Origin of the sequence: Acinetobacter sp. YH12140 (assembly GCF_013418475.1) — a bacterium.
GTDB lineage: Bacteria > Pseudomonadota > Gammaproteobacteria > Pseudomonadales > Moraxellaceae > Acinetobacter > Acinetobacter amyesii.
The window spans coordinates 20245-43895 of record NZ_VPBZ01000006.1; the positions used below are offsets into that span (position 1 = coordinate 20245).

At 40.6% G+C, this 23651-nt stretch carries 24 protein-coding genes; 11 read left to right on the top strand and 13 right to left on the bottom strand.

Annotated features, from left to right (window positions below; all coding sequences use genetic code 11):
• Nucleotides 1–253 precede the first annotated feature (253 nt).
• The 3 genes from trxA (at nt 254) to FTU75_RS09410 (ending at nt 2830) form a co-directional block, all read left to right on the top strand.
• Nucleotides 254–580, top strand: coding sequence for a thioredoxin (trxA, locus tag FTU75_RS09400; RefSeq protein WP_078192629.1), 327 nt, complete (start codon nt 254–256; stop codon nt 578–580).
• 323 nt (nt 581–903) lie between these two features.
• Nucleotides 904–2172 (top strand): transcription termination factor Rho, encoded by a 1269-nt coding sequence (rho, locus tag FTU75_RS09405; protein WP_067731074.1) that lies wholly within the window; start codon nt 904–906, stop codon nt 2170–2172.
• 412 nt (nt 2173–2584) lie between these two features.
• Nucleotides 2585–2830 (top strand): hypothetical protein, encoded by a 246-nt coding sequence (locus FTU75_RS09410; protein ID WP_078192631.1) that lies wholly within the window; start codon nt 2585–2587, stop codon nt 2828–2830.
• A 281-nt stretch (nt 2831–3111) separates the two neighbouring features.
• On the opposite strand, the gene FTU75_RS09415 is transcribed toward FTU75_RS09410, so the two are convergent.
• From FTU75_RS09415 to pheS, 3 genes are all read right to left on the bottom strand, one after another.
• On the bottom strand, nt 3112–3408 hold the full coding sequence (locus tag FTU75_RS09415; protein ID WP_004783565.1) for an integration host factor subunit alpha: 297 nt from the start codon (nt 3406–3408) through the stop codon (nt 3112–3114).
• Nucleotides 3405–5786, bottom strand: coding sequence for a phenylalanine--tRNA ligase subunit beta (gene pheT, locus FTU75_RS09420; protein WP_180115830.1), 2382 nt, complete (start codon nt 5784–5786; stop codon nt 3405–3407). Before pheT ends, FTU75_RS09415 begins: the two co-directional genes overlap by 4 nt.
• Nucleotides 5787–5916: 130 nt before the next feature.
• Nucleotides 5917–6897 carry a phenylalanine--tRNA ligase subunit alpha gene (pheS, locus tag FTU75_RS09425; protein ID WP_180024390.1) on the bottom strand — a complete coding sequence of 327 codons (981 nt, stop codon included), beginning with the start codon at nt 6895–6897 and terminating at the stop codon, nt 5917–5919.
• Nucleotides 6898–7077: 180 nt separating this feature from the next.
• Between pheS and FTU75_RS09430 the strand changes: the two genes are divergently transcribed.
• Nucleotides 7078–8106 (top strand): hypothetical protein, encoded by a 1029-nt coding sequence (locus FTU75_RS09430; RefSeq protein ID WP_180115946.1) that lies wholly within the window; start codon nt 7078–7080, stop codon nt 8104–8106.
• Between the two features lie 85 nt (nt 8107–8191).
• Here the strand turns inward: FTU75_RS09430 and FTU75_RS09435 are convergent, their stop codons facing one another.
• Nucleotides 8192–8404 (bottom strand): hypothetical protein, encoded by a 213-nt coding sequence (locus tag FTU75_RS09435; protein ID WP_111884721.1) that lies wholly within the window; start codon nt 8402–8404, stop codon nt 8192–8194.
• A gap of 110 nt (nt 8405–8514) precedes the next feature.
• Nucleotides 8515–9066: an adenylate kinase gene (locus tag FTU75_RS09440; RefSeq protein WP_180115831.1), complete on the bottom strand. Its 552-nt coding sequence runs from the start codon at nt 9064–9066 to the stop codon at nt 8515–8517.
• Nucleotides 9067–9639: 573 nt separating this feature from the next.
• On the opposite strand from FTU75_RS09440, the gene FTU75_RS09445 reads away from it, so the two are divergent.
• Nucleotides 9640–10782, top strand: a complete 1143-nt coding sequence (locus tag FTU75_RS09445) for a hypothetical protein (RefSeq protein ID WP_180089849.1) — start codon at nt 9640–9642, stop codon at nt 10780–10782.
• Between the two features lie 77 nt (nt 10783–10859).
• Here the strand turns inward: FTU75_RS09445 and rplT are convergent, their stop codons facing one another.
• Together rplT and rpmI are read right to left on the bottom strand one after the other, a co-directional pair.
• Nucleotides 10860–11219 (bottom strand): 50S ribosomal protein L20, encoded by a 360-nt coding sequence (gene rplT / locus FTU75_RS09450; protein WP_004647525.1) that lies wholly within the window; start codon nt 11217–11219, stop codon nt 10860–10862.
• A gap of 11 nt (nt 11220–11230) precedes the next feature.
• Nucleotides 11231–11425 carry a 50S ribosomal protein L35 gene (gene rpmI / locus FTU75_RS09455; protein WP_065994397.1) on the bottom strand — a complete coding sequence of 65 codons (195 nt, stop codon included), beginning with the start codon at nt 11423–11425 and terminating at the stop codon, nt 11231–11233.
• Between the two features lie 223 nt (nt 11426–11648).
• Here rpmI and FTU75_RS09460 point away from each other — a divergent pair, with 223 nt between their 5' ends.
• The 3 genes from FTU75_RS09460 to FTU75_RS09470 all read left to right on the top strand — a co-directional run bounded on the left by FTU75_RS09460 (nt 11649) and on the right by FTU75_RS09470 (nt 14548).
• A complete protein-coding gene (locus tag FTU75_RS09460; protein ID WP_180115947.1) occupies nt 11649–12902 on the top strand; it encodes an MFS transporter in 1254 nt (417 codons plus the stop codon).
• A gap of 104 nt (nt 12903–13006) precedes the next feature.
• Nucleotides 13007–13741, top strand: a complete 735-nt coding sequence (locus FTU75_RS09465) for an energy transducer TonB (RefSeq protein ID WP_180115832.1) — start codon at nt 13007–13009, stop codon at nt 13739–13741.
• A gap of 60 nt (nt 13742–13801) precedes the next feature.
• Nucleotides 13802–14548 carry an energy transducer TonB gene (locus FTU75_RS09470; protein WP_162689745.1) on the top strand — a complete coding sequence of 249 codons (747 nt, stop codon included), beginning with the start codon at nt 13802–13804 and terminating at the stop codon, nt 14546–14548.
• Here the strand turns inward: FTU75_RS09470 and FTU75_RS09475 are convergent.
• Both FTU75_RS09475 and FTU75_RS09480 read right to left on the bottom strand, forming a co-directional pair.
• Entirely contained in the window at nt 14536–14964 is a 429-nt protein-coding gene (locus tag FTU75_RS09475) for a YqaA family protein (RefSeq protein WP_180115833.1), read from the bottom strand. The two genes, FTU75_RS09470 and FTU75_RS09475, sit on opposite strands and share 13 nt — an antisense overlap.
• Before the next feature lie 12 nt (nt 14965–14976).
• A complete protein-coding gene (locus FTU75_RS09480; RefSeq protein WP_078192639.1) occupies nt 14977–15261 on the bottom strand; it encodes a hypothetical protein in 285 nt (94 codons plus the stop codon).
• A 271-nt stretch (nt 15262–15532) separates the two neighbouring features.
• Between FTU75_RS09480 and FTU75_RS09485 the strand changes: the two genes are divergently transcribed.
• Nucleotides 15533–15853, top strand: coding sequence for an energy transducer TonB (locus tag FTU75_RS09485; RefSeq protein ID WP_180115834.1), 321 nt, complete (start codon nt 15533–15535; stop codon nt 15851–15853).
• Between the two features lie 30 nt (nt 15854–15883).
• Here the strand turns inward: FTU75_RS09485 and FTU75_RS09490 are convergent, their stop codons facing one another.
• Nucleotides 15884–16501, bottom strand: coding sequence for a glutathione S-transferase N-terminal domain-containing protein (locus tag FTU75_RS09490; RefSeq protein ID WP_168378472.1), 618 nt, complete (start codon nt 16499–16501; stop codon nt 15884–15886).
• Between the two features lie 315 nt (nt 16502–16816).
• Here FTU75_RS09490 and FTU75_RS09495 point away from each other — a divergent pair, with 315 nt between their 5' ends.
• The gene (locus FTU75_RS09495; RefSeq protein WP_078192642.1) at nt 16817–17278 is read left to right on the top strand and encodes an Hsp20 family protein; all 462 of its coding nucleotides are present in this window, start codon (nt 16817–16819) and stop codon (nt 17276–17278) included.
• 711 nt (nt 17279–17989) lie between these two features.
• Here FTU75_RS09495 and infC read toward each other — a convergent pair.
• Complete coding sequence (gene infC, locus FTU75_RS09500) at nt 17990–18538, bottom strand: translation initiation factor IF-3 (RefSeq protein WP_078192643.1); 549 nt, start codon at nt 18536–18538, stop codon at nt 17990–17992.
• A gap of 5 nt (nt 18539–18543) precedes the next feature.
• The gene (gene thrS / locus FTU75_RS09505) at nt 18544–20466 is read right to left on the bottom strand and encodes a threonine--tRNA ligase (protein WP_078189589.1); all 1923 of its coding nucleotides are present in this window, start codon (nt 20464–20466) and stop codon (nt 18544–18546) included.
• 319 nt (nt 20467–20785) lie between these two features.
• Between thrS and FTU75_RS09510 the strand changes: the two genes are divergently transcribed.
• On the top strand, nt 20786–22405 hold the full coding sequence (locus FTU75_RS09510) for a glutamate synthase-related protein (protein ID WP_180115835.1): 1620 nt from the start codon (nt 20786–20788) through the stop codon (nt 22403–22405).
• Between the two features lie 63 nt (nt 22406–22468).
• On the opposite strand, the gene FTU75_RS09515 is transcribed toward FTU75_RS09510, so the two are convergent.
• Nucleotides 22469–23620 carry an alanine racemase gene (locus FTU75_RS09515; RefSeq protein ID WP_180115836.1) on the bottom strand — a complete coding sequence of 384 codons (1152 nt, stop codon included), beginning with the start codon at nt 23618–23620 and terminating at the stop codon, nt 22469–22471.
• Nucleotides 23621–23651: the final 31 nt, after the last annotated feature.

Genomic DNA, 23651 nt, shown 5'->3' on the forward strand with positions numbered 1-23651 from the left:
CTGTTCAGAATTGTGCTTAGATTAATTCACATACATGCAATTTAAAAGCCATTTATGAGTAGTTCGGGCGGAACTTATCGATTTTTTATCTGAAGCAATGATAGTCATACACGATCATCGGCATCGTGATCATCCATTAGACAAACTCGCCATTCAGGTCGAAAATTTACATAACCCCCTACATTGTTATAGTTGGCTATGTAATACTTATAAACATAGAGTCAACTTAAAAATTAATTCCGGAGCAAAATCCATGTCTGGCAATATCGTAAATACAACTGATGAAAACTTCCAAGCCGATGTACTAGAGTCTGATACTCCTGTACTTGTAGATTTCTGGGCAGGTTGGTGTGCTCCTTGTAAAGCCATTGCACCTGTACTTGAAGTACTTTCAACTGAGTTTGAAGGCAAAGTTAAAATCGTTAAAGTAGACGTAACTTCTTGCGAACAAACGGCTGTAAACTACAACATCCGTAACATTCCTGCATTATTAATGTTTAAAAACGGCGAAGTTGTAGCAACCCAAGTCGGTGCCGCACCAAAATCTAAATTGACAGCTTTCATCGAAGAAAACATCTAATATTTTTTCGATAAAAACACTCGAAAATACGCTGTTTTACACAGCGTATTTTTTTGGTTGATAAATTGACAAATGCTGTGTTCTCTCTTATATTGTTTACTCAAGAAATTAAGGATCTCAAATCCTGTCATTTTCTTACAACACAACACATAAAATGCCGCTCGGCAACAGAATTGTTTTTCACATCTCTCTTCATATAACGAATCAGATCTCTGAATTGTTTTGTGCAAACCAATTGCTATCGTTTCTTGCATGATCGCGGCACATTTGTTGCTCCCTTTTCCAACCTGTACCTCAGAATTTTAGATTCTATCTGACCACCTATGAACTTAACCGAACTCAAGAAAAAACCGATTGGCGAACTCATCAAGATTGCCGAGTTTATGGGCCTCGAAGGAATGGCTCGTAACCGTAAGCAAGATATTATTTTTGCCATCTTAAAGCGCCACGCAATGAACGGCGAAGAGATTTTTGGTGATGGCGTTCTAGAAATTCTGTCGGACGGCTTTGGTTTCTTACGCTCTGCAGCGGGTTCTTACCTAGCCGGCCCTGACGATATCTATGTGAGCCCATCACAAATCCGTCGCTTCAACCTTCGTACTGGTGACACTATTACAGGTACGATTCGTCCACCTAAAGAAGGCGAACGTTACTTTGCATTATTAAAAGTTAATCAAATTAACTACGACACACCCGAAAACTCACGTAATAAGATTCTTTTCGAAAACTTAACACCTTTATTTCCAACCGAACAATTGGTAATGGAATTAGGTAATGGTACAACAGAAGACTTAACTGCGCGTGTGGTTGACTTGGTTGCTCCGATTGGTAAAGGTCAACGTTCAATTATCGTTGCACCGCCAAAAGCGGGTAAAACCATGTTGTTACAAAACATCGCTCAGTCGATTGTTCGTAACAATCCTGAATGTTTCTTGATTGTCCTTCTGATTGACGAACGTCCTGAAGAAGTAACAGAAATGGAACGTACTGTTCGTGGTGAAGTGGTTGCTTCAACATTCGATGAATCACCAGCTCGTCACGTACAAGTTGCAGAGATGGTGATCGAAAAAGCTAAACGTCTTGTAGAACACAAAAAAGACGTGGTGATTTTGCTAGACTCAATTACTCGTTTAGCCCGTGCTTACAACACCGTGATTCCGTCATCTGGTAAAGTTCTTACTGGTGGTGTGGATGCCCATGCTTTAGAACGTCCAAAACGTTTCTTCGGTGCAGCACGTAATATCGAAGAAGGTGGTTCACTGACAATTATCTCAACTGCCTTGATTGAAACTGGCAGTAAGATGGATGAAGTGATCTACGAAGAATTCAAAGGTACAGGTAACCAAGAAATTACCCTAGACCGTCGTATTGCTGAAAAACGTGTGTTCCCTGCGATGAACATCAAAAAATCAGGTACACGTCGTGAAGAGCGCCTAATGTCTGAAGATAACCTCCGTAAAGTTTGGATTTTACGTAAATTGCTTCATACACAAGACGAACTTGCAGCGATGGAATTCTTGCTTGATCGTATGAAAGAAACCAAAACCAATGATGATTTCTTTGATCAAATGAAACGTAAAGCATCCAACTAAGTTGAATGTTTGACTGAAAAGGCCATCTATAACGATGGCCTTTTTATTTGGTTGACTTTGGTTACACAAAGAAACATTTGATGGATTTCCATGTAAACTTATTTTCAAGCTTCTGATTATAAAAAATATATTTTAAAAAACCCTATTCTTTTTAGTAGTTTATTTGCTATTTCGCCAATATAAAACTTTCTCTTAATTGTTATTTTCTGTTAAAAAATGGCCGTTTTTCACCTATTTTTAACGGTTTTTTCAAAGTCACTAGTAGCATTTCAAAATACTCAGTGATAGCATACACGCAGACCAGTTAGACTGCTCTATGCATTTTTAATACCTATTCAAATTAGGCATAATAAAAGCACACAACAGACTAACGCAGGTTATTTTTTAATCTCATATTTTAGAGAGTGATGCCATGTTATTCAAAAAAATCGCTATTGCTGCTGCAGTTGCTACTACTTTAGCTTTCGTTGGTTGTGCTAAAAAAACTGAAGAAGCTGCTCCTGCTGCTGCATCTGAAGCTGCTGCTTCTGAAGTAGTTGCTGCGTCTGACGCTGCTGCTGTTGAAGCTTCTGCTGCTGCATCTGAAGCTACTGCTGCTGCTTCTGAAGCTACTGCTGCTGCTTCTGAAGCTACTGCTGCTGCTTCTGAAGCTCAATAATCTAACCGATTATTCAGCACAAAAAGAGAGCCCTATGGCTCTCTTTTTTATTGCCTCAAACTTTAAACCCTAGTTCATAAAAAGAGCTAAAATTCAAAATACTAAGCCCATGCTTATTGAAAAATAAAAACTGACAATTTAGCTAAAGGAAAGCCACAATCAACCTCTACGACAACTCAACTCAAGTATATCGTCTCACTTTAAAACTAATATTCTTCAACATGAATTGTGCGATAGATGATGAGCACTGCGCCTCCTAAATCAAAGGAAAAAAAAGCAGATCAATTGATCTGCTCATTTCCAACACGTTGACGGAATTTTTGTCCCGCACGGAAGGTCACTACACGACGGGCAGAAATCGGAATTTCTTCACCCGTTTTCGGGTTACGGCCTGGGCGTTGACGTTTATCACGCAACTCGAAGTTACCGAAACCTGAGAGTTTAACTTGTTCCCCAGAGATTAGCGCTTGGCTAATCTCATCGAAGAATAACTCGACCATTTGTTTTGCTTCACGACGGTTTAAACTCGTGAGCTCACTTAAATGATCAGCCATTTCTGCTTTTGTTAATGCTGTCATGAAGCCCTCAATGTCGCCTGGTAAGTGTTTTCCAACACCTGAAGTATGTTATCCATACCGGTTTTGATTTCAGCATCTTCTAATGTACGTGTTGGATGTTGCCATTGAATTGCAAACGCCAATGAGCGCTTGCCTTCTTCGACACCTTGACCAGTGTACACATCGAATAACCAAACTGCGTCTAAAAGCTCACCGCCGGTTTTTTCGATAAGTTGCTGAATTTCACTAACATTAATCTTATCACTAATTAAAAGCGCAATATCACGTCGAACCGACGGAAAACGTGATAATTCTGTAAAATTAGATACATAAGTTTGCAAAACAGCCAATTGATCTAATTCAGCGACCCAAGTAATCGCTAAATCCAACTCATCTTCTAAAGATGGGTGTAAGCGACCGAAGTAGCCAATTGATTGACCATTGACTAAGATTTCAGCAGATTGACCTGGATGTAACCACGTACGCTCTGAACGTACATATTCAACATTTAAACGTGCAGAATTTAAAATCTCCTCTACATCGCCTTTAAAGTCAAAGAAATCCATAGGCTGTGCTTTACCATGCCAAGATTCAGTCGTACGTGAACCTGTTGCAACCAGTGCAAAGGTTGGTATCTGTTTGAGATCATGAATGCTGTTCGCACCTTGATAATCAAAACGTAGACCAAGCTCATAGAAACGCACACGGTTTTGCTGACGGTTCACGTTGTATTGCACACATGGGATCAAACTTGATAATAAGGTTGAACGCATCACTGCAAGATCGCTTGAAATCGGGTTTGCAAGCGCTAGTGGTTGAACCTGTGGATTCAATTGTTTCTCTAGTTTCGCATCTGCAAAACTAAAGCTAATTGCTTCTTGATAACCCAAAGCCACTGCAGTTTGACGTAACTGAACCAATTCAAATTGGTCTTGGTATTTCGCCAGTTTGACATCAATCACCGGCAAGCTAATTTGAATATTGTCGTAACCGTGAATACGTGCCACTTCTTCGATGAGGTCTTGATAAATCGCCATGTCAAAACGGTGTGATGGCGGTACAACTGTCCACTCACCTTCTGCTTTCACAGTGACATTGCAACCTAAACGCGTTAAGGCATCCGTAATAAATGCAGATTCAACTTTATAACCGAGTAGTTGATCAACTTGTGCTTGATTTAGTTCAATGGCTTCACGTTTTGGTAATAGCTCTACTTTTTCAGCAACAGTAATTGGACCAAACTCACCACCAGCTAAATCAGCGATAAGTTGAGAAGCACGGTGCATTGCCGTCATCGGCAATTCAAAGTCTACACCGCGTTCATAACGCTGAGATGCATCAGTATGCAAACCAAAACTACGTGCACGACCTGCGATATAGAGTTGATCAAAGAACGCCGACTCAAGGAAAATTTCAGTGGTATCATCAGAAACCGCTGAACTTAGGCCACCCATGATTCCTGCAATCGCCAAAGCTTTTTGATCATCCGCAATCACCATCACGTTTTCAGATAATTCAACTTCTTGTTCATTCAACAACATTAATTTTTCTGCTGCTGTTGCTTGGCGTACACGAACAGAACCTTCAACTTTACCGCCATCGAATGCATGTAAAGGTTGACCCAATTCCATTAAAACGTAGTTGGTAATATCGACCAAAATACTGTGCTGACGAATGCCTGCACGAGCTAATGCACGCTCCATCCACTCAGGAGTTGGTGCTTTGGTATTAACGTTTTTGATCACTCGACCTAAATAGCGTGGGCAACCATCAGTTTCAACAACAACTTTCTTCTCATCAGTAATTGTTGCAGCAACTTCTTTAATTTCAGGGGCAGTCACAGGGAGTTGATTAATCACACCAATTTCACGTGCAATACCACGAATACTGAAACAGTCTCCACGGTTTGGTGTAATACTAATATCAATAACATTGTCATCAAGATCTAAGTATTCACGAATATTTGTGCCTACAGGAGCATCTGCAGGAAGCTCTAATAGACCGTCGATTTTGTCTTCAAGATCAATTTCAGACGCACCGCACAGCATGCCTTGTGATTCAACACCACGAAGCTTGCCTTTTTTAATTTTGAAATCGCCCGGAAGTACTGCACCAATGGTTGCTACAGGAGCTTTCATGCCTACACGTACGTTTGGAGCACCACAAACGATTTGTAACGGCTCGCCTGAACCGATGTTTACAGTAGTGACACGTAAACGGTCAGCATCGGGATGTTGAACCACTGTTAAAACTTCACCGACTACTACACCAGTAAATGGTTTTGCAGCAGGAGATAAATCATCAACTTCTAAACCTAACATGGTCAGTTGGTCAGAAAGTGTATCGCTATCAATGGCTGGGTTAACCCATGTACGCAACCAATTTTCGCTAATTTTCATTGTATAAAAACCTATTAATTCTAAATTTCTAATCCCCTCTAGCGCCCCTTTAAAGAAAGAGGACGAACCCTAAGTCATGATGGACACCCCCTCTCCTTTTAGGAGAGGTTAGGGAGAGGTATAAAACTGTTTAAGCAAATTGGCGTAAGAAACGCACATCATTTTGGTAGAACATACGTAGGTCATTAATGCCATAACGCAACATTGCAAAACGTTCTACACCTAAACCAAAGGCAAAGCCTTTGTATTTTTCTGGGTCAATGCCAGCGGCTTGTAAAACGTTTGGATGCACCATACCGCAGCCCAAAACTTCCAACCATTTACCACGTTCATCCATGATATCCACTTCTGCACTTGGCTCTGTAAATGGGAAATAAGATGGACGGAAACGTACTTTCAAATCTTTTTCAAAGAATTCATTTAACAAGTTCACCAACAAACCTTTAAGTTCTGCAAAGCTGGTGTTTTCAGCCACATACAAACCTTCGATTTGATGGAACATTGGCGAATGCGTTTGATCTGAGTCACAGCGATAAACACGACCAGGACACACAATACGGATTGGAGGCTGCTGAGTTTCCATCGTACGAATTTGCACGCCTGAGGTATGCGTACGAAGTAAATGATTCGCATCAAAATAGAAAGTGTCGTGCATCGCACGTGCAGGGTGATGACCCGGAATGTTCAATGCTTCAAAGTTGTGATAATCATCTTCAACTTCTGGACCGGTCGCAACAGTAAAGCCAGCTTTGGTAAAGAATTGGCAAATACGTTCTTGAACTTGAGTCACAGGGTGAATACTACCCACCGTTTGACCACGGCCGGGTAAAGTAATATCAATCGTTTCGCTAGCAAGCTTTTGTTCTAATGCAGCTTTTTGTAATTCAGCTTGACGAGCAGTCAGTGCGCCAGTAATCGATTCACGAACGGCATGAATTTGAGCACCAAAAACTTTACGTTCTTCTGGGTCCATTTTACCGAGCGACTTCGATTGTTCCGCGAGCTGGCTTTTCTTCCCTGTAAATTGCACTCGCACTTGGTCGAGTGTAGCAAGGTCCTCTGCTGCTGCAATCGCAGCGAGCGCTTCAGTGGTCAGGGCTTCCAGTGACATAGTAACTCTCAAAGCAACAATTTAAAAAAATAATATAAACCCCTTATTCTAACAGTTTTTAGCCGTTATGATGAAGCGCATTCACAAGTTAAAATTGCATTAGTATCAAGTTTTAAAAAAAGTATAAGATAAACACAATATCAATGGGATCCAATCTTTATGGCACTCGATCCAATCTTTATGGCACTCGATCCAATCTGGAAACAACAGCTCACACTCGTCACTTATGGCAATGAATTTCTCAACCAAGGTTTAAGTTTTCAACGTTGGTTAAATCACCACATTTTTGATCAGCACAGTTTCCATTTTCGTGATTTGCTATCACAGCATTTATTGGCTCAACATTTCCAAATTTGGCTAGAAGGCTTAAAAAAACAAGGGGTACAACGCTTAAGTTTACATAGCTCTAGCTTGCTGAATGATGAACAAAATCCGAATGCTAACGTTGAACTTCTTCCCTTTGCTCATTTCATTGTTAGCCACGAACAAAATAAAAAGCAGGCATGGATTTTTGGTAAAGAACTTGCCGAGTGGTATAACGCAGAAAATGACTATGAAGCACCGGCATCCCAACAACTGCAAATTCGTCGAGAAACCTTTTGGCGCTATGAGCTGAACCATAAACTCATTAAACGCATCGAAGCGGATATGCAGTTACCCAAATGGGATGATATTCATAACTTCACTGAAGCAGAATTATTTTTACAAAAACCTGCGGAAGGTTTTATTGAGCCGGAGGTGTTGGGCACACCTTATTATGGTACGCAGCCCGATCTAAGCAGCGAATCGAATGAATCTACAAAACTTGCACTCTTGCCAACGGATGCACAAGCGGATTTTGCACATGACAGCTTGCATCGCTTAGATGCATTAAACCGCCACATTCAGTCTAAAATTCAGCATCCCTATCATGCAGATGGCAGCATCTATACACCTGAAGAACAGTTAAATTTGCGCCATTTTGCTCAAAAAACTGAAGATTTAACGGCTAAATTTATTGTGAAAGTCGCTAATCACTATAAAACTGCACGTTTAACTCCTGTGGTTGAAAGCTCTCCTCTGGATGGATTTAAAACTGAGCAAAGAAAATCATATCCTCAACATGCACACACGCCAAATCCAACCCATAAACCCGGTGCAGGTGGAGTGATTACTTTAATTATTATTACGGTAGTGATTTGCTTATTGGCTTATTACTTCGGACTTTAACTGTATAAATGTAATTGACATTAAAAAGCCCTTCTTATAGAAGGGCTTTTTTTATAAACATACTTCTGTATGAAAGACCTCAAAATTATGAGGTCGTTAAATAATTAAACGGACGAATTTCTAATCGAACGCGATGCTGATCGGCATGTTGATTAATATAATGACTGACAGAGACTACTTCCCCCTCAAGCTCTGCGTCTGCACCATACATGATTTTGACTGCCTCACCTTTGCGGGGAATCATTTCGAGCTCTACAGTAATGCTACCTTGACCCATACCAACTATTTCAGCCAACATTTTATTTTCCTTTTGTTCTTTTCTATCCATACATTAGGCATGTCGCAAAGCGCGGTATAAAGATTATTTCTGTAACTTAACTGCACTTTTTATTGATAAAACATCAAAACTTAAACATCAAAAACATAAGAGTCCAATTGTTCTAAAAATGCATCAACTGCACTTGCAGACTTTAAACGAATCCATTGAATATGTTGATATTCAGGTGCATTCATCATCTGTAGATATTTTTCACGATTCTTTTTATGGGTCTTAATCATCCACCAGACAATGGAATCTCGACCAAACATCCGCCACAAACTTTCCTGATTATTTGAATCTGGCCAAAGATCTTGTTTGGACTTAGCCCGAGAAAATGCGCGCCTTACAGAGCGGTATAAATTGACTGGAAACGGAAGATCTAACCATATCACCGTATCTATTTCAGACCATTTAACAGGAATCGTTCGAGTATAGTTGCCATCAATAACATAACCATTTTTCGCTTTGGCAATTTCAGTTTCGATACGTGCAAAAAAGATTTCGTCAGGACACTCCTGCCAATCATCCAGCCAAAATAGGTTATCTAGTTCAATATAATGCAGCCCTATTTTGTCCGCCAAAGCTCTGGAAAAGGTTGATTTTCCAGTGGCCGATGTACCGACTACGTTTATTCTTTTCATTGTCATGATGATCTACTTGAGTCTGGTGAATCTACTTCAAGATAACAGCATTGGATCTGTAGGTTAACTTTTATTCTTCACGATAATCCAAAAGATCTGCATCGATATTGATAAAGTCAGGTTCAATTGCAGTATAAAAACACACTTTTCACAGACTATATTGATCCAATAATTTTTCAGTTGGTATTTATCCATTCATTTATGGCTGTCCCTCCTATCTGCACGCCTTATAAAAAAACAGATTCTAGCTGTCCCCAGATGTATGAATTAATTCTGTCCGCAATTATGATGAACATGCGCAATATAAATACCTTCCCGTTCTGAGCGAAAAGCGCCGTGTGCATGTGCGGGCCTTCAACTGAGCATTAAACAAACCGGCCAGGCAACAAGATCGAAGCTAAACATTGAAATCACGACATAATACGCACAAACCGTGGCTCGGGGCGCAGCACCTACCTAGCCTATTCATTTTCAGATATAATTTAGCGCTAAGCATCGATCAAATATTCAAAATTTAAATATAGTAACCAAACACTTAAATATAAAATTTCAACATAATTATTATGAGACTTTATGAAAACAGAATTTGACATTTATGCTAAAAAACCGCTGATTTCATGGCCAACAATTTTAATGCTTATTTTACTAGGCATTGCGATGGTCTTTATTATACCTTTTTTCAAATGGTTTAGAGATCAAGCTCAACCGCTTAACGTCAGCATAGTGATTGAATACCTGCAATTCACCCTAAAAAATTTCCCGATTTACAAGCTGCAAGCCGATCATGCCCAGCTGATCCTGCTCTACATCGTATCTATAATTGTCATTGATTACTTAAAAACGCAGATTAAACTGGTCATTACGCCTGATAAAATTTATTACCGCTTGTGGAAAATACCTCTCAGCACATTCATTCAGCGGCAGGAGGTAGAATACTGTCAATTTGCCATTCTTGGTATAAAACGCCCAAAACGGATCTCATGGCTGCAGCGTCCCATTTATCAGACTGCCAACAAAGAAAATCCACAGCTTTTATTCTTCCCCCTTAAAAATGTTCAATCTCAATTGCACCTTGCATGCTTAAGTGAACATGAAAAAGGGCAGCTGATTCAAATACTCAAACAATATTATAATTTTCAGGATGAGATTGCGGCGCTGACGCTTTCTCAAGAAGATCTGCAAAATTTAATTCTGCAAACCAAGATCAGTCCGCGGATCGCCTACATGCTTATCGGCAGCGTTCCTATTGGTATTTTGGGCTTATATTTAAACGCGCAAGCGCAGTTCTTTTACATTTCCAATTATCCGGTTTTGCTGTGTTTGGCCATTATTTTTCTGCTGATTTTCATTCCAAGCGTATTGTGGATACAAAAAGATATTCCCAAAATGGCGTTTACAGGAAGCGTGCTGTCCAGTACATTTTTAACGCTGAGCCTGAGCTTTTTTCTAATGCCGGTATTGCATAGTTATTATGCTTTGCATTTTGGCACTCATAAAATGACCGATGCGCAATTACTCTCAATGGATGCAGATGGTCAGAAATGGTTGTTATTAGACAACCAGCAAACTTTTCATATTTTACCCAAAACACCTTTCTACAACACGCACTTTAAAATAAATGCAATTTATGAATTTCCCATTTATTATCACTGGCATAACTATCATTTTCAGCACCGAGACCTTGCTTATGTCCAGCTTAAAACAAAAACCGATTAATATTGGTTAAGCTTACATAAGAATTTAAAGCCCAAAAAAAGACCGCTAAAAGCGGTCTTTTTTTAAGTCATAAAGACTTATGCAGCTAATGCATCTTTAGCTTTAGAAGCTAAAGCAGCAAACGCAACTGCGTCATGCATAGCGATGTCAGCAAGTACGCGACGGTCGATAATCACTTGAGCTTTTTTCAAGCCAGCAATCATACGGCTGTACGACAAACCATTTTGACGAGCACCAGCATTGATACGCGCAATCCATAGAGCACGGAATTGACGTTTCTTTTGACGACGGTCACGGTAAGCATATTGACCTGCTTTGATTACTGCTTGGAACGCTACGCGATATACGCGTGAACGAGCGCCGTAGTAACCTTTAGCACGAGCAAGAATTTTTTTATGACGGCGATGAGCCTGTACACCACGTTTAACACGAGCCATTTATAATCTCCTTAGATGTATGGGCACATACGGCGAACTGAAGCAACGTCACTTACGTGAACCATTACACAGCCGCGTAATTGACGGATACGCTTAGCAGATTTTTTGGTCAAAATGTGTCGTTTGAACGCTTGGTGACGTTTAAAACCGTTTGCAGTTGGCTTGAAGCGTTTAGCTGCACCACGGCGAGTTTTCATCTTAGGCATAAGAACCTCTTTTGAACACCTGTTCGGCACGTCTGCACCATTGCAAAGACGCCCTGCAGGTAAGGGAGCGAGTATTCTAAAGCATCTTTGCTCAAAACAAAAGCGAATCTTTCTACCGAATATCGAACTTAATTAATTTTCTGATATAGATTTTCCGATGATTTTATAAGCGATGCCCAATAAGGCTTATATAATGTCGGCACGCCAACTATTAATGTCCATTATGAAACCTGCACAGGATGCTTTTGCAGCCCTACGTTATCGGGATTTCTCGATTGTTACGCTTAATCAATTTTGTCTGACCTTAGCCATTTTGATTCAAGAAATTATTGTTGCTTACTCACTGTATCAAATCACTAAAGACCCGCTAACACTGGGCTTAATTGGTTTAGCCGAAGCAATTCCTTTTATTGCTCTCTCTTTGTGGGGAGGATACTTTGCAGATCGTTTCAATAAACAGACCATTATGAAAATTTGTCTGTTTTTTTCTGTACCGATGCCACTGATTCTTTGGGGGTTATTTCACCAATATGGTCTCGGCCAAATTGATGTCACCCAACTGTCTTGGGGTATTTATGCGGTCATTTTTGGGCTTGGAACGATCCGTGGTTTCTATAATCCCTCGGCAACGTCGCTTAAACCTTTTTTAATCCCGCGGGAGCTCTATGCCAATGGTGCAACATGGACAACGATTGGTTGGCAAAGTGGGGTAATTATTGGGCCAATGCTCGGCGGTTTCATGTTGGCATTTTTAGGCCGTGAAACAAGTTTGCTCAGTGTTGCAGCTCTACTAACGCTCTGCTTCGTCCTTATTAATCTGCTCAGTAAACGCAGTTTCCCTAAAATTGAATCTGACAATTTAAAAGATAGTTTAAGTGAAGGTTTTCGTTTTATCTGGAAAACCAAAATTGTCCTTTGGGCGATTTCACTCGATTTGGTTTCTGTGCTTTTTGGTGGCGTGATTGCCCTCTTACCGATTTTTGCCGAAGATATTTTAAAAGTGGGGCCTGAAGGTTTAGGCTACTTACGGGCAGCACCGTCTATTGGCGCCCTGATCACCATGATTGCATTGACCAAATTCCCTCCAACTCATCATGCATGGCGTAATATGTTATTGGCTGTAGCGGGTTTTGGTGTATTTACCATTTTATTCGCATTTTCAAGCCATCTTTGGTTATCACTCTTTGCACTGGCAATGACTGGTGCATGTGACAGTGTTTCTGTCGTCGTGCGTCAAACGATTTTACAGCTCTATCCACCTGAAAATATGCGGGGTCGTGTTGCTGCGGTGAATGGCATGTTTGTTTCTAGCAGTAATGAACTTGGAGCTTTTGAATCGGGACTTGCAGCAAAATACATGGGCACGATCATGGCGACACTTTTTGGTGGTTGTATGACCATGGCTGTTGTTGCAATCAGCTGGGCAAAAACTCGTGATTTGTTTGGGATCGACATTACCCATCAGTCAAAAAAATAATGGCATATTTTCCATTTAAACCTTGCCAGTATTTCCAATACAGGAAATACTGCGCAGCAATATCGACGCATTCATCACTCACATTGTGATCTTAGAATAGACTTATGAAACAATATCTGTGCTTAACCCTTTTGGCCTGCGCTCCATTTTCTACAGCGTTTAGTGCTTCAACCAAAACCCATCAACTTCCGGCACAGAATATTGAAGTTGCTCATGCACATTTAACCACGCGTTTAAATTGGTCGGTTTTTCCAAAACCGGTATATGCCAATGAAGACCTCAAGCAACGTGATCGCGCAGCCATTATTCGTGTCACAGCGAATGCAAAAGGTACAATTACCGATGCAAGTGTTGAAGAAAGTACAGGTGTCGATCAACTCGACCGAATCTTAATTTCTGCTGTCAAAAAAGCTAAAGTCAAACCACATTTAGAAAATGGTGAAGCCAAAGCCATTATTGGCTATCAAGCGTTTAATTTGAGAGTTAAAGGCAATACGCCTGAATGTGATTTCAACTTTGATTCAAAAGTTTGGAATGCACAAAGTGCAGATAAGAAAACGCCATTCCAATATGTATCTCAACCAAAATTAGATCTCACTAGCCATGAGTTGAAACAGCATGATCGTAAAGTCAAATTTAACTTTAAAGTGGACAAACACGGACAAGTGAAAAAGGTGAAGATCAAGCAAGGCTCTGGCATTTATGCACTCGATCAGAAAGTCGTTGAAGCACTAAGAAATAGTCAGATCTCGGTTAAACGTACTGCGAGCACCCTTTGGATCTATAAAAAGTCGAACTTTAAAGATGAAATTCAATTTAAAGTGAATGGCTGCTCATAATCTCAATTTTTAGCGGCATTAAAATAATGCATTGGCGTGCCGCGCACTGATGGAATGACTATGTTGAAACAATATACAGCAATAGGTCTAATGCTCTGTGCAAGCACAGTGATGTGCACGCAGTATGCTGCCGCTGAGACTGCGCCCGCCAGCGAAGTAAAAATATTGCAAGACAGACCTGTCAGCTGGATGCGCGCACCCAAAGTTAAATTTGAGCCAGGAGATCTGGAAGGACGCCCTAGATTTGTCAATGTCGCAATTGATGCAGACAACTCGGGCAACATTACCGCAGTCAAAATCATCACCAGTTCAGGCTTGCCAGATTTGGATGATATGGTCATTAACGCGGTAAAAAAGGCACGCTTCAGGCCTTATATAGATTCGGGCATCAGCTATCCCTTCCGAGCGACGCAGCCATTTGAATTTAATGCTGATGACTATTCATCGACACGTAAAACACCAAAAAGAAAGCCCATCAAAACCTGCTGGGCTGATTTTGAGCCCGAGGGCTTGCAGCTCCAACAGTCTGGCCAACATAGAACATTTCAATACAAAGACGTCCCCGCAATGAAGCTGCCGATGACGGAATCTGAAGCAAAACAATTCAGCATAGATTTTAGTTTTAGCGTAGATCGTAAGAACCAAATTTCCGATATTCGTTTAATACAAAGTCCAAGTGATCCAATTGCCCGCTTGCTATTAAAGAAATTTGAACTGGCAAAAATCGAAGCGCCACGTAAGTTTTATCAGATCTTTAAAATTCAATTTAAAGAGCGCATTCAGCTGAAAAATATTCAATGTAATTGAAAAAATAGCCCGTAGATAAACAGATAACGTCCAATTTTGGCGATACTGACCAGTGTCAAAAATCGCCAGAAGTTTTCTTTCATTAAACCCGCAATTAAAGTAATAGGGTCTCCAATAATCGGCAGCCAACTCAGTAGCAAAGACCAATAACCATATTTGTGATAAATACCCTGTGCCTGCTGCATTTTCAGCTCTGACACGGGAAACCATGTTTTATTTTTATAATGTTCTACTTTTAAACCGAGCCACCAATTCACACAAGAACCGAGAATATTACCAATACTGGCCACCACAATCAGCAGCCATGGATTATGTTGACCATAGCTCAACAAGCCGAGCAATACGGCTTCGGACTGTAAAGGAAGTAAGGTCGCAGCCCCAAATGCCGCGAAGAATAAAACTAAAAACGACCACATCGAAACGAATGCTTAGAGACCTAATTTTTTCTTCGACTTCAAATATTCAAAATTTGACCAAAGCACTGCTGCAACAATTACAACGATTCTCGACCATTTATATTGTGAAGAAATCGGTTCAATCGCAGCTCGCATCAAGTTTTGATCTTTGGTATGTAAATCTGCAAGAATATTTTGAACATGCACAATTTCAGCGACAAATAGCACTAAGCAGCCTGCAATACCAAAAATAATACTCCAATAGATTCTTGGGTTATTTTCAACAATACGGGTAAAATTTAAGAAAAAGTCTTTCATCGCAAAATCGTCCAACTAAGCCGTCAACAACGCGTTCTTTTCGGCAGCGCCGCATTCTAACACAGCCTTAGAATTTTCTTCCGTCCCATCTAAAATCTTAAGGTGAGTCTTTCCGCACTTTACTTTTATACATGAGACTTCTAATCTGCCACGCAAATATTGAAAAATTTAAAAACTTGATAAAAAAATTCTTAGCCTAATTTTTATCGTGTTCTTACAAAGTTTAACTGCTTTATATGCGTAGATTCCTACTGAGATTGCCAAACAACACGTGATTACACAAGATCAAATGATTTGGCAAAAGCGACCTTTCTTTAACTTCAACAATGACGATCTGGGCAATCAAAATCGTGACCTTAGTTTTAAATTGTATGTTTTAGCCACCGGCGAAGTTCAAAAAGCTGAATTAATCAAAAGCTCTGGACTTACACACATTGATAAGCGGGTTGAGCAGTCACTTTTACGTGCCAAGTTCAAACCTTATATCGAAAATGGTGTAGCCTCCCCCTTTGTTGCCTTACAGCCCTTCTCACTCAAGACCCTGAAAGAAAACCAAAGACCTTGGTGGAAAAAGCTTCTATTCATTCCATAAAAAAAAAGAGCATGTTTCCATGCTCTATTTTTAAACGTGTATTGCTAAGGCTTTTTGTACCGCTGGACGGGCCGTCAGTCGATCGATATAGTCTTTCACGTATGGATAATCTTCCAGCTGAATTTGCTGCCATTCATGACGCAGTGCCCAAGGCAGAATAGCCATATCTGCAATCGAATACTCTCCAGCCACAAATTTTTGACCAATCAACTGATGGTTCAAAACTTTATATAAGCGTTTAGATTCATTTACATAACGTTCAGTTGCATACGGAATACGTTCAGGTGCAAAACGACTAAAATGATGATTTTGTCCTAACATGGGCCCAAAACCACCCATTTGCCACATCAACCATTGTTCAACTTCAACGCGCTCAAACTCATCTTCTGGATAAAACAAACCTGTTTTACGTCCGAGATATTGCAGAATCGCACCAGACTCAAAAACTGAAATCGACTCTCCTCGTGGGCCATTCTGATCCACGATTGCAGGGATTTTATTGTTCGGAGAAATTCTCAAAAAGTCTGGCTGAAATTGATCATTTTCCAAGATATTAATCGGAAAAATTTGGTATTCCAAACCCATTTCTTCTAAAGCGATGGTAATTTTATGTCCATTGGGTGTACCCCAATAGTAGAGATCAATCATCTATATTCCTTTTTAATTTTCAGTAAGGCAATCTCATTTTGCTTTATGTATAACATGTTTAATCCAGTAAAAGCTTGTCAGTTTTTCTGAAAAGTAACGTTAAAATGTGAATTATCACTTTGCTTTTAAAATCACTTAAGGTACAAAAATTCAAAAAATATAATTTTTTTATAAAAATCCCTTGAAAAAAATCAGCACAGACCGATATTGATACATGTACAAGGATCAAACGATCTTGTTAGTGAACAGTGGATGCCAAGCATCACTGAACATTTCTTATTGTTACAACTTTGCTTATTAAAGAGAGTTCTAATTATGAGTAGTTTAAATCTTAACCCACTTTTCCGTCGTAGCATTGGTTTTGATCGTTTCAACGATTTATTTGATTATGCCATGCAAAGCGACACACCAAATTACCCGCCATACAATATTGAAAAAACGGCTGAAAATAGCTATCGCATTGTGGTGGCAACCGCAGGTTTTACAGAAGATGAACTTTCGCTAAACTTAGAAAATCAAGTGCTAAGCATTTCAGGTAAACCAACTGAAGCGCAAGATACAACTGTGGAATTCCTGCATAAAGGCATTGCTCGTCGTACATTTAAACTGTCTTTACGCTTAGATGAACATATAGAAGTGCAACAAGCCCTATATGAAAATGGTTTATTGACAGTGGACTTACAGCGTATTATTCCTGAAGAAAAACTACCACGCCAAATTCCAATTGGCAAAAAGGCATTGATAGAAAGTCCTGTCCAAGAAAATATCGCTGAGTAAACCCTCATAAAAAAAAGACCCTTCGGGGTCTTTTTTATATTAAGAAAATTAGTTAGATTCAAAACATGACAAACAAGAATAAAAAATCATGCCATCTCAAGAATATAGTGTCTCGATTCCAATTTATATGTTTCGTTTTTTATCTATTCTCAACTTAATCTTACCCATAGGTGTTTTTAATGAATCCTTGGTGGGTCTGGCTTACAAGCTGTTCATCTACTCTTTTTAAATTTTGGCGTATCTTGCAAAAAATAATCCTACTCTGTATTACTATCTATTTATATGAAATGTACTTTGTTCTGATTGCTTTTATGACATGGAATATACGACCTAATATTACCAAGATGAAAATCTATTGGAGGGTACTGAAAACCCCTATTTCACGGCCTGTTTTATGTAAATAGATCTCACATAGTTAGCTCAATAAAAAGCTTTGCTCACTTTATACCTACATCAAGCGCAAGTTAAAGCATTTCGATACACTAGATTCGGAACAACGATTTAATAACCGTTACTGCACAATTGAATTTGTCTTTATTCAAAAGAGCCTATTTAGTACCCTAAGGCATAAATTTGCGCTGATTAATTTCGCACTATTTTCTAATCACCACTCAGCAGACATTCTTGCTGCCCTTCAGCAACATTGGAATTTAAAACCCGACATCTAGACAAAAAAAAGCACTGCAAATGCAGTGCTTTTTTAATGGATACTTACTTTTTCTTTTTAGGACCAAGCAGCATACCCATTTGACGGCCTTCCATTTTTGGTGTTTGTTCAACAACACCATAGTCAACCACGTCAGCTTCAATTTTTTGCAATTGAGCCAAACCTAACTGTTGGTGTGCCATTTCACGACCACGGAAACGAAGCGTGATTTTTACCTTATTGCCTTCTTCAAGGAACTTGATAATGGCACGTAGTTTAACGTTGTAGTCACCAACATCAGTACCAGGGCGTAGCTTGATTTCTTTCACCTGTACTTGATGTTGTTTTTTCTTCGCTTCTTTTTGCTTTTGTTTTAGATCAAACAAATGCTTGTTAAAATCCATGATTTTGCAGACTGGTGGCTCAGCATTAGCAACAATCTCAACAAGGTCAAGATCTACTGCTTCTGCAGCACGCAAAGCGTCAGCAAGAGATACAATCCCTTTTTGCTCGCCATTTTCGTCTACTAGACGGACTTCTTTTGCACGAATTTCATCATTCAAGGCAGGACGGTTTGATTTTCCGCCCTGTTGATTACGGTCAGGCTGTTTAATCGCTTTTACTCCACAATGTACCGGCCGCGTTCGGCTACGGCTGCTTTTACTAGGTCAACGAATGCATCAATTGACATAGTACCCAAATTTTTTCCAGAGCGAGTACGGACGTTTACAGTACCTTCCTCAACTTCACGGTCTCCAAGAACCAATAAGTAAGGAATACGCTCTAAAGTACGTTCACGAATCTTAAAGCCGATTTTCTCATTTCTCAAGTCTGAAATCGCGCGGATACCGCTTTCTTTAAGTTTAGCGACGACTGACTCACATGCTTCAGCTTGTGAATCGGTAATGTTCATCACACATGCTTGAATTGGAGACAACCAAGGTGGCATGAAACCAGCATAGTGTTCAATAAGTATACCAATAAAACGCTCGAAACTGCCAAGTATTGCACGGTGCAACATTACAGGCTGATCACGGTCGTTATCTTCAGTCACATATGATGCGTCAAGACGTTCTGGTAAGTTAAAGTCACATTGAATTGTACCGCACTGCCATACACGACCTAAGCAGTCTTTCAATGAGAATTCAATTTTCGGACCGTAGAATGCACCTTCACCCGGTTGAAGTTCCCACTCTAGGCCTGCAGCATCTAAAGCATCTGCTAAAGATTTTTCTGCCATGTCCCAAAGTTTGTCATCACCTACACGTTTTTCTGGACGTGTCGACAACTTCATTTGTACTTCTTCAAAGCCAAAGTCTTTATAAACATCTAAAGTCAATTTAATGAAGTCTGCAACTTCAGTGCCGATTTGTTCTTTCGTACAGAAGATATGCGCATCATCTTGTGTAAAGCCACGTACACGCATAATACCGTGTAATGAACCCGATGGTTCGTTACGGTGACATGAACCAAACTCAGCCAAACGAATTGGAAGATCACGGTAAGATTTCAAACCTTGGTTGAAGACTTGCACGTGACATGGGCAGTTCATTGGTTTTACAGCATAGTTACGGTTCTCTGAGTGAGTCGTAAACATGTTTTCAGCATAGTTTGCTGCGTGACCTGATTTTTCCCAAAGTGTGAAATCAACCACTTGCGGTGTACGGATTTCTTGGTAACCGTTGGCTTGTTGAACTTTACGCATGTATTGTTCAAGCACTTGGTAAATAGTCCAGCCGTTCGGATGCCAGAACACCATACCTGGTGCTTCTTCTTGCATATGGAACAAGTCTAACGCTTTACCAATTTTACGGTGATCGCGTTTTTCAGCTTCTTCAATACGTTTGATATACGCAGCTAACTGTTTTTTGTCAGCCCAAGCTGTACCGTAAATACGTTGCAGCTGTTCGTTTTTCGCATCACCGCGCCAGTAAGCACCAGAGATTTTAGTCAGTTTGAACGATTTTAGGAATTTAGTATTTGGAACGTGCGGACCACGACACATGTCCAAGTAGTCTTGATGGTAGTACAAGCCCATTTCAGTTTCTTCAGGCATGTCTTCGATCAGACGCAGTTTGTATTCTTCGCCGCGTGCAGTGAACTCTTTGATCACTTCGTCACGTGGAGTCATTTTTTTGATGACATCATAGTCTTGGTCGATGAGCTTTTTCATGCGCTCTTCGATTGCTGCCATGTCGTCTAAAGTAAACGGACGTGGCATCCAGATGTCATAGTAGAAACCTTCTTCAATGACAGGACCAATGACCATCTTTGCTTCTGGGAACAATTGCTTAACTGCATGACCTACCAAATGCGCACAAGAGTGACGAATGATGTGAATACCATCTTCATCTTTAGGCGTGATAATTTGTAGGCTAGCATCTTCTGTAATTAAATCAGACGCATCAACTAAACGATCGTTTACACGACCCGCAACTGTATTTTTTGCTAAACCAGGACCGATGCTTTGAGCAACTTCCATCACAGATACGGCATGATCAAATTCTTTTTGATCGCCATTTGGCAAAGTGATAATTGGCATATAAAAATCCTTAAGGAGTGATGCCCCGTACAATGGAGCATGTCACCGCGAGATTATGATCGAGGGAGACCCTCAAAAGATAAAAACGGTGGATAAATAAAATTCGACCTAAATTTTACACGCCCTGCCAACTTTAATAAACCTCTAATACTATGGAAGTTGATTTTTCTGCCGCCTTTTACAAGACTCCTGATAATTCAAGCAGATTTCAGCCGAAATGCGCTTTATGCTGTCAACATAATAATCACGTTCTAATTCATAAAATTATTCCGAATTTCGAACACCTATACCCACTGAAATCTTTATATAGGCAGGTATCATGCAAGCACACTCACTTATATCTTGGTCTAGTTTAAAACCGCTCCAACCCGCTTATGCCCTTGCAGCCAATGTCGATCTTGTGGTCTTAAGGCTCGAAGATAATGATGCAGAACAAGTCGTGGTCATGTATGGTCGCTGTCAGCATCGTGGCGCCCTCATGGCTGATGCCCATATTCAAGGGGATAAAATCGTCTGTGGGCTGCATGGCTCGCACTATATTTATAAAACTGGTATCAACCCACGTTATCTGAATAAAAATTTGCAAAAGTTTAAAGCGTGGGTGGAAGGCGATCAGGTGTACGTCGATCTTGAAGAAATTCAAGCGTGGGAGAAAAGAAATCCTCAACAATATAAGCGTGATCAATACCAAGGCCTATATGCTGACTCCGCGCCCGCACCAGAAGAACCACATAATAAATTGATCTTGGAACTTGCACGCAATGGCTTAAGTAAATTTGGACATCATGGCCCGACAGCTGCCATGGGCGTGCCTTTCAATCAACTCCCGAAATGGGAGGACATTCAACTGATCACCGCACAACTGTGGAAAATTCCATTATTAGATGATGCACCCGTAGCGACCGAAGTGGTAATTGGCCCAAATGCTAAAAAACCCTTAAAACTCAAAATCCCCCTGTTTGTGTCAGATATGAGTTTTGGTGCATTATCTCAAGAAGCCAAAGTTGCCCTTGCAATAGGTGCTGAACTTGCAGGTACAGGCATTTGTTCAGGTGAAGGTGGAATGCTTGCTGAGGAACAAGCGGCCAATTCACGTTATTTTTATGAACTTGCATCGGGTCGTTTTGGCTATGACATCGAAAAAGTTAAAAAGTGTCAGGCCTTTCATTTTAAAGGCGGTCAAGCTGCAAAAACAGGTACGGGAGGACATCTGCCAGGCCATAAAGTGGTTGGCAAGATTGCAGAAGTGCGCAAATTACCAGAAGGCACCGCAGCCATTTCTCCTGCAACTTTCCCCGACTGGACTCATCTTTCACAATATCGTGAATTTGCAGAATATGTCCGAGCAGAAACCGGCGGCATCCCGATCGGCTATAAACTCTCCGCACAGCATATTGAACGTGATATTGACGCAGCACTCAGCATCGGTGTGGACTATATTATTTTAGATGGTCGTGGCGGTGGAACAGGTGCAGCCCCAACCTTATTCCGTGACAATATCTCTGTACCGACCATTCCTGCACTTGCACGAGCACGTCGTCATTTAGACCGTTTAGGACGGTCAGATATTAGTTTAGTGATCACAGGTGGACTTCGTGTACCCGCTGACTTTATTAAGGCCCTCGCTTTAGGTGCAGATGCCATCGCGATTTCAAACTCTGCCATGCAAGCCATTGGCTGTTTAGCTATGCGTGCCTGTCAGACCAATGATTGTTCTGTCGGCATTGCCACACAACAAGAGCATTTACGTCGTCGTTTAGAAATAGACAAATCGGCACAACAACTGGCGAATTTTCTAAATGCATCTGTTGAACTGATGCAAGTCATGGCTCGTGCCTGCGGACATCATCATCTGAATCAATTCTGCAAAGATGACCTGACCACATGGAAAAAAGAAATGTCGAACCTCACTGGTATTCACTACAGTGGATTTGAGTAAGCTTCAAATCATGAGCTTTTTTCAAAACCATTGAACCTAAAAAGAGTCCATACGGGCTCTTTTTTATTCTCTGAAGGTCTCAAAGGCCATGAATTGATCAGCTTGGTACAACCAAAGCTGTGCAAATTGAGGGATGATCATTTCACTCTGGGTAGGGCGTAAAAAAATATAATCATCTACGTCTATGCTGTTTGTCTGTGGAATTTGCACAAGCTCCTGATTACTACTGCGACCATATAACGCATGGGGCTGACTGCCTTGAGGATAAACATAGTCCCCTCGCCAATAACCTCCATAAATAAACACAGCCTGAGATTTCGCCCAACGACTGAGCCATTCTAACTGTGGTAATTCAGTCCGCGGCAACACTTTTAACACAGGCGTGGCGATCCACAAGGCACTTTGGAAAGCTTGTAAATTTTTCAGTTCAAAATCTGCGGGTTTTAACAGCATCGAACCAAACGAGACTTCGTTACAGACGCTCTGCTGACAATGAAAACTAAAACTAGGACTACCACCACCATTCCAACAGATGTGTTCATCACATAAAGTTGGATAATGCTGTTGTACATAAGCTTTGAATTGTTGATAACTTTGCTGGGATTGTTGATAAGTCTGTTCAGGAGATTGGATCAGCCGTGGGATCTTCGCCACATGTGCGTCATAGCCCATCAATCCTGAAAATTTTAAATGTTGAGGATGTCGAACAATTACATCCAAAATAGCCTTTAGCTCATCGATCGTTTTCAGACCACCACGATGTAGCCCAACATCGATTTCAATATTGATACGTAGACACAGTTGATGCTGCTCAGCAAATTTGAGGTATTGAGCTAAACGCTGTTCACTATCAATCAGCCATTGCACTTGCGATTGCGTTGCCTGCAAAAACGCCTTGTCTGCATGGTTCAAGGCCTGAATCGGCATCGGTTTTCCAAACAACACATCGGCTTGCGGTATCGATTCGAAAAGTGTTTTCAGATGTGCAAAATGAAATAGCATGAAACGCTGTGTCTTGAGCTGTGTAGCACAGTGTTGAAGCAATGCCATGCACGCCAAGGATTTCACCACCAAGCGAGGATGCAGACTGTGTGGTATTTGCTGCTGAGTGACCCCCAAGTTGTGATTTAATGCGTCAATATCCACGATTAACTGCGGCATCCCCGTCCCGTTTTGCTTTAACAGCGTATTCAACTTTTGAAAATATGCATCCATGCCATCCCCTTGTTCATATCGTTCAATTGGT

Coding starts and splice junctions, on each gene's coding strand:
- trxA (WP_078192629.1), top strand. CDS start 254: ATGTCTGGCAATATCGTAAATACAACTGATGAAAACTTCCAAGCCGAT.
- rho (WP_067731074.1), top strand. CDS start 904: ATGAACTTAACCGAACTCAAGAAAAAACCGATTGGCGAACTCATCAAG.
- FTU75_RS09410 (WP_078192631.1), top strand. CDS start 2,585: ATGTTATTCAAAAAAATCGCTATTGCTGCTGCAGTTGCTACTACTTTA.
- FTU75_RS09415 (WP_004783565.1), bottom strand. CDS start 3,408: ATGACAGCATTAACAAAAGCAGAAATGGCTGATCATTTAAGTGAGCTC.
- pheT (WP_180115830.1), bottom strand. CDS start 5,786: ATGAAAATTAGCGAAAATTGGTTGCGTACATGGGTTAACCCAGCCATT.
- pheS (WP_180024390.1), bottom strand. CDS start 6,897: ATGTCACTGGAAGCCCTGACCACTGAAGCGCTCGCTGCGATTGCAGCA.
- FTU75_RS09430 (WP_180115946.1), top strand. CDS start 7,078: ATGGCACTCGATCCAATCTGGAAACAACAGCTCACACTCGTCACTTAT.
- FTU75_RS09435 (WP_111884721.1), bottom strand. CDS start 8,404: ATGTTGGCTGAAATAGTTGGTATGGGTCAAGGTAGCATTACTGTAGAG.
- FTU75_RS09440 (WP_180115831.1), bottom strand. CDS start 9,066: ATGAAAAGAATAAACGTAGTCGGTACATCGGCCACTGGAAAATCAACC.
- FTU75_RS09445 (WP_180089849.1), top strand. CDS start 9,640: ATGAAAACAGAATTTGACATTTATGCTAAAAAACCGCTGATTTCATGG.
- rplT (WP_004647525.1), bottom strand. CDS start 11,219: ATGGCTCGTGTTAAACGTGGTGTACAGGCTCATCGCCGTCATAAAAAA.
- rpmI (WP_065994397.1), bottom strand. CDS start 11,425: ATGCCTAAGATGAAAACTCGCCGTGGTGCAGCTAAACGCTTCAAGCCA.
- FTU75_RS09460 (WP_180115947.1), top strand. CDS start 11,649: ATGAAACCTGCACAGGATGCTTTTGCAGCCCTACGTTATCGGGATTTC.
- FTU75_RS09465 (WP_180115832.1), top strand. CDS start 13,007: ATGAAACAATATCTGTGCTTAACCCTTTTGGCCTGCGCTCCATTTTCT.
- FTU75_RS09470 (WP_162689745.1), top strand. CDS start 13,802: ATGTTGAAACAATATACAGCAATAGGTCTAATGCTCTGTGCAAGCACA.
- FTU75_RS09475 (WP_180115833.1), bottom strand. CDS start 14,964: ATGTGGTCGTTTTTAGTTTTATTCTTCGCGGCATTTGGGGCTGCGACC.
- FTU75_RS09480 (WP_078192639.1), bottom strand. CDS start 15,261: ATGAAAGACTTTTTCTTAAATTTTACCCGTATTGTTGAAAATAACCCA.
- FTU75_RS09490 (WP_168378472.1), bottom strand. CDS start 16,501: ATGATTGATCTCTACTATTGGGGTACACCCAATGGACATAAAATTACC.
- FTU75_RS09495 (WP_078192642.1), top strand. CDS start 16,817: ATGAGTAGTTTAAATCTTAACCCACTTTTCCGTCGTAGCATTGGTTTT.
- thrS (WP_078189589.1), bottom strand. CDS start 20,466: ATGCCAATTATCACTTTGCCAAATGGCGATCAAAAAGAATTTGATCAT.
- FTU75_RS09510 (WP_180115835.1), top strand. CDS start 20,786: ATGCAAGCACACTCACTTATATCTTGGTCTAGTTTAAAACCGCTCCAA.
- FTU75_RS09515 (WP_180115836.1), bottom strand. CDS start 23,620: ATGGATGCATATTTTCAAAAGTTGAATACGCTGTTAAAGCAAAACGGG.